This window comes from Clostridium sp. N3C, from assembly GCF_900095445.1.
GTDB lineage: Bacteria > Bacillota > Clostridia > Clostridiales > Clostridiaceae > Clostridium_AU.
This window is the reverse complement of sequence record NZ_FMJL01000070.1, coordinates 1-4536: the sequence shown is the minus strand read 5'-3', so window position 1 is coordinate 4536 and position 4536 is coordinate 1. Positions and strand designations below refer to the sequence as shown.

The 4536-nt window shown below is 35.1% G+C and carries 2 protein-coding genes; both read right to left on the bottom strand.

Features of this window, described 5'->3' with window-relative positions; all coding sequences use genetic code 11:
• Positions 1–329: 329 nt before the first annotated feature.
• Positions 330–2870 carry a DNA gyrase subunit A gene (gene gyrA / locus N3C_RS13845; RefSeq protein WP_074366601.1) on the bottom strand — a complete coding sequence of 847 codons (2541 nt, stop codon included), beginning with the start codon at positions 2868–2870 and terminating at the stop codon, positions 330–332.
• A 96-nt stretch (positions 2871–2966) separates the two neighbouring features.
• On the bottom strand, positions 2967–4536 hold a 1570-nt coding region (locus N3C_RS13840; protein WP_074366600.1), incomplete at its 5' end, for a DNA topoisomerase subunit B.

The following is a 4536-nucleotide window of genomic DNA, read 5'->3' as shown; positions in this document are numbered from 1 at the left end:
CGCTTTTTATCTTTCAGGTTTTTACCTGTCAAAGAAATCGCTGACCATGATTTATTCTGTAAAGAATTGTCATTTAATCTCTGTTCAATTTTCAAAGACCAAGATTTAAAAATCTTTGCTGTCATCTGACAGCTTTTATATATTAACACGTTTTTAAAATCGTGTCAATACTTTTTTATCATTTCTTAAAAGTTTTGAATACTTTAAAGAAGCGACTCATTTATAATAACACGATATAATATTAGTGTCAACAAAATTTATTGTGGTATTTTAATCCATTTACATATATAAAAACAGAAGCACAAGATATGCGCTTCTGTTCTAAAGCTTTATTCTTCCTCTGATTCACTATCATAATTAATGTTAATTTCATCATCCTCATCATATGAAGCTTCACTAATTGAAATATCTTTAACAGATGATTGATTATCTTTTTCTTCTTCTATATCTTCGCTATATGGAATTTTAGCAAGAGCTACAATCAGCTCTCCCTCTACTGTTCTCATTAATCTTACACCCATGGTAGATCTGCTTGTTACAGAAACATCCGATACGTTAATTCTTATAGCAACTCCATTATTGTTTATTAGCATGAGTTCATCGCCTTCTTTTACAACTCTTGCTCCTACTAATTTACCTGTCTTTTCTGTTATCTTATAAGTCTTCAATCCCTTTCCACCTCTAGATTGAAGCCCGTACTCAGTCATTGGAGTTCTCTTTCCATAACCATTTTCAGATACTACTAAAAGTTCCTGTTCTGGTACAACTATATCCATAGATACAGCAATATCACCATCTCTCAAGGTTAGAGCCTTTACTCCAGATGCTGTTCTTCCCATAGGTCTTACATCTTGTTCACTGAATCTTATAGCATATCCTTCTTGAGTTACTATGATAATTTCTGCATCACCATGAGTTACCTTTACTTTTAACAACTCATCTCCATCTTTTAGATTTATAGCTATAAGTCCATTCCTTCTGATGTTTTTAAATTCCTTAAGCTCTGTTTTCTTAATTAAGCCCTGCTTAGTAGCCATAACTAAATAGCCGTCATCATAATCCTCTTTTATAGATAACACAGCTTCAATATTTTCATTGCTATCTAAAGGCAACAGGTTAACCAAATTTGTTCCCTTAGCTGTTCTTCCTGCATCTGGAACCTCATAGGCCCTAATTCTAAAGGCCCTACCCCTATTAGTAAAGAATAGAAGATCGCTATGGGTTGATGCAACGAATAGATGCTCAACGAAGTCATCTTCCTTAGTAGTCATAGCCTGTATACCCTTACCGCCTCTTCTTTGAGCGCTATAAGTATCTGCTGGTATTCTCTTTATATATCCGGTATGAGTAAGTGTAATAACTACTTCCTTTTCTTCAATTAAATCCTCTATACCTACTTCTAAAGGATTTTTTTCTATCATCGTTCTTCTTTCATCAGCATATTTAGCTCTTATTTCTAAAAGCTCATCTTTAATTATTTTTAATAATAGCTCTTCATTTGCTAAAACTTCCCTAAAGTAAGCTATATTCTTCATTAAATCTTGATATTCTGCTTCAATCTTTTCTCTTTCTAAGCCTGTTAACCTCTGCAGTCTCATATCCAAGATAGCTTGTGCCTGCTTTTCTGTTAGGCCAAATTGTGACATTAAACCATTTCTTGCTTCTTCTGTAGTCTTAGAAGCTCTAATTAATCTAATAACCTCATCAATATGATCTAAAGCAATTCTCAAGCCCTCCAGTATATGAGCTCTTGCAAGGGCCTTATCCAAATCAAACTGAGTTCTTCTTGTTATTACTTCCTTCTGATGATTTAAATAATGCACTAGCATTTCTTTTAAATTTAGGGTACGTGGCTCATTATCCACAAGGGCAATCATTATAATACTAAAGGTATCCTGCATCTTTGTATGCTTATAAAGCTGATTTAGGATTACATTAGCATTAGCATCCTTTTTAATTTCTATAACAATTCTCATACCCTCGCGGTCTGATTCATCTCTTAAATCTGATATTCCAACTATTCTCTTATCCTTAACTAGTTCTGCAATATGCTCTATAAGCTTAGCCTTATTCACTTGATAAGGTATTTCTGTAACGATAATTCTATGTCTGCCATTTTCTTCTTCTATCTCTGCCTTAGCTCTTACTGTTACTTTGCCCTTACCAGTTTCATAAGCTTCCCTTATTCCGGAGGTACCTATGATTATCCCCGCTGTAGGAAAGTCTGGTCCCTTTATTACTGACATCAATTCCGTGATGGTTATATCTGGATTTTCAATAATCTTAACCACTCCATCAATAACCTCTCCCAAATTGTGTGGAGGTATATTAGTGGCCATGCCTACTGCTATACCGGAAGAACCATTAACTAAAAGATTAGGGAACCTAGAAGGCAATACTAAAGGTTCTTTTTCTTCACCATCAAAGTTTGGCATGAAATCAACGGTATTTTTATTAATGTCTCTTAACATTTCTAATGCTATCTTACTCATTCTAGCTTCTGTGTATCTCATGGCCGCTGCTGAGTCGCCATCCACAGAACCAAAGTTACCGTGACCATCTACCAATGTATTTCTTATTGAAAAATCCTGAGCTAGTCTTACTAAAGCATCATAAACAGCGCTATCTCCGTGTGGATGATATTTACCAAGCACATCTCCAACTATTCTTGCGCACTTTCTATAGGGTTTATCAGGAGTTAAACCTAACTCATACATAGAGTAAAGAATTCTTCTATGTACTGGCTTTAAACCATCTCTTACATCCGGAAGAGCACGACCTACTATAACGCTCATAGCATAGTCTATATAGCACTTTTTCATCTCGTTTCTTATATCAACGGGTAACACTTTACCTTCGTTATTATTCATGCAATACACTCCTCTTTATAAAGCTCCAATTCCTTACACTTATTTTTACATAGCAAAATATAAGTGTAGAAATCGTAGACTTTTCCTTAAACTCTTCTAAATATCCAGATTCTGAACCTTCCTAGCATTTTCTGTAATAAACTCTCTTCTAGGCTCTACCTTATCCCCCATAAGTATGGTAAAGATTTCATCTGCCGCCATAGCATCATCTATGTTTACTCGAAGTAGAGTTCTTTTTGCAGGGTCCATTGTAGTTTCCCAAAGCTGCTCTGCATTCATTTCACCTAGACCCTTATATCTTTGGATGTTAGTATTACTATCTTGGCCACCTATTTCAATAAGAATCCTGTCTTTTTCCTCATCACTGTAAGCATAATAATCCTTTTTGTTTTTAGTTATTTTATACAATGGTGGTTGTGCAATATAGACATGACCATGCTCAATAAGCTCTCTCATGTATCTATAGAAGAAGGTAAGTAGAAGAGTTCTTATATGTGCACCATCAACGTCCGCATCTGTCATTATAATGATTCTATTGTATCTTATCTTTTCAACATCAAAGTCTTCGCCAATACCACCACCAAAAGCAGTAATCATGGATCTTATTTCTTGATAGTTTAAAATCTTATCCAATCTCTGCTTTTCAACGTTCATTATTTTTCCTCTTAAAGGCAGTATGGCCTGAAATCTTCTATCTCTCCCCTGCTTAGCAGAACCTCCTGCAGAGTCTCCTTCAACTATATATATTTCGCATTCATCAGGATTCTTAGAGGAACAATCCGCCAACTTACCAGGCAGAGATGTTCTCTCTAATACTGATTTTCTTGTAAGCTCTCTAGCTTTTCTTGCAGCCTCTCTAGCTCTTGCTGCTAAAAGAGCCTTATCTATTATAGTTTTTCCTACCGAAGGATTTTCTTCCAAATACTCCGCTATCTTTTCTCCTACTATGCTGTCAACAATACCTCTTACTTCTGCATTTCCAAGTTTAGTCTTGGTCTGACCTTCAAATTGAGGATCTGAAAGTTTAACGGAAACCACTGCAGTTAAACCTTCTCTTATGTCTTCCCCTGAAAGATTTTTATCATTTTCCTTTAAATGGCCAAATTTTTTTCCATAATCGTTAAAGGCTCTAGTTAATGCTGTTTTAAAGCCAATTAGATGTGTTCCACCTTCTACGGTATCAATATTGTTAGCAAAGGAAAATATGTTTTCTGTATAGGTATCATTGTATTGAAGAGCTACTTCGACAATATAATCATCCTTTTTACCCTCGATATATATAGGCTCATCATGTAACTTTTCCTTATTTCTGTTAAGGTACTCTACAAAAGACTTTATTCCACCTTCATAGCAGAATTCTTCTTTCTTATCGTTTCTTTCGTCTATTATATCAATCCTTATACCTTTATTTAAAAAAGCTAATTCTCTAAGTCTTTGAACTAATGTATCGTAATCATATTCAACTTCATCAAATATTTCTGGATCTGGTTTAAAGTAAACGGTAGTTCCGTGATCATCAGTGTCACCAATTCTTTTAAATTCACTAACTACCTTTCCCCTACTATAGCTCTGTGTCCAGATTCCTCCCTCTCTCATAACGGTTACAGTACATTTCTCTGATAAAGCATTTACAACAGAGGCACCTACACCGTGAAGACCTCCAGAA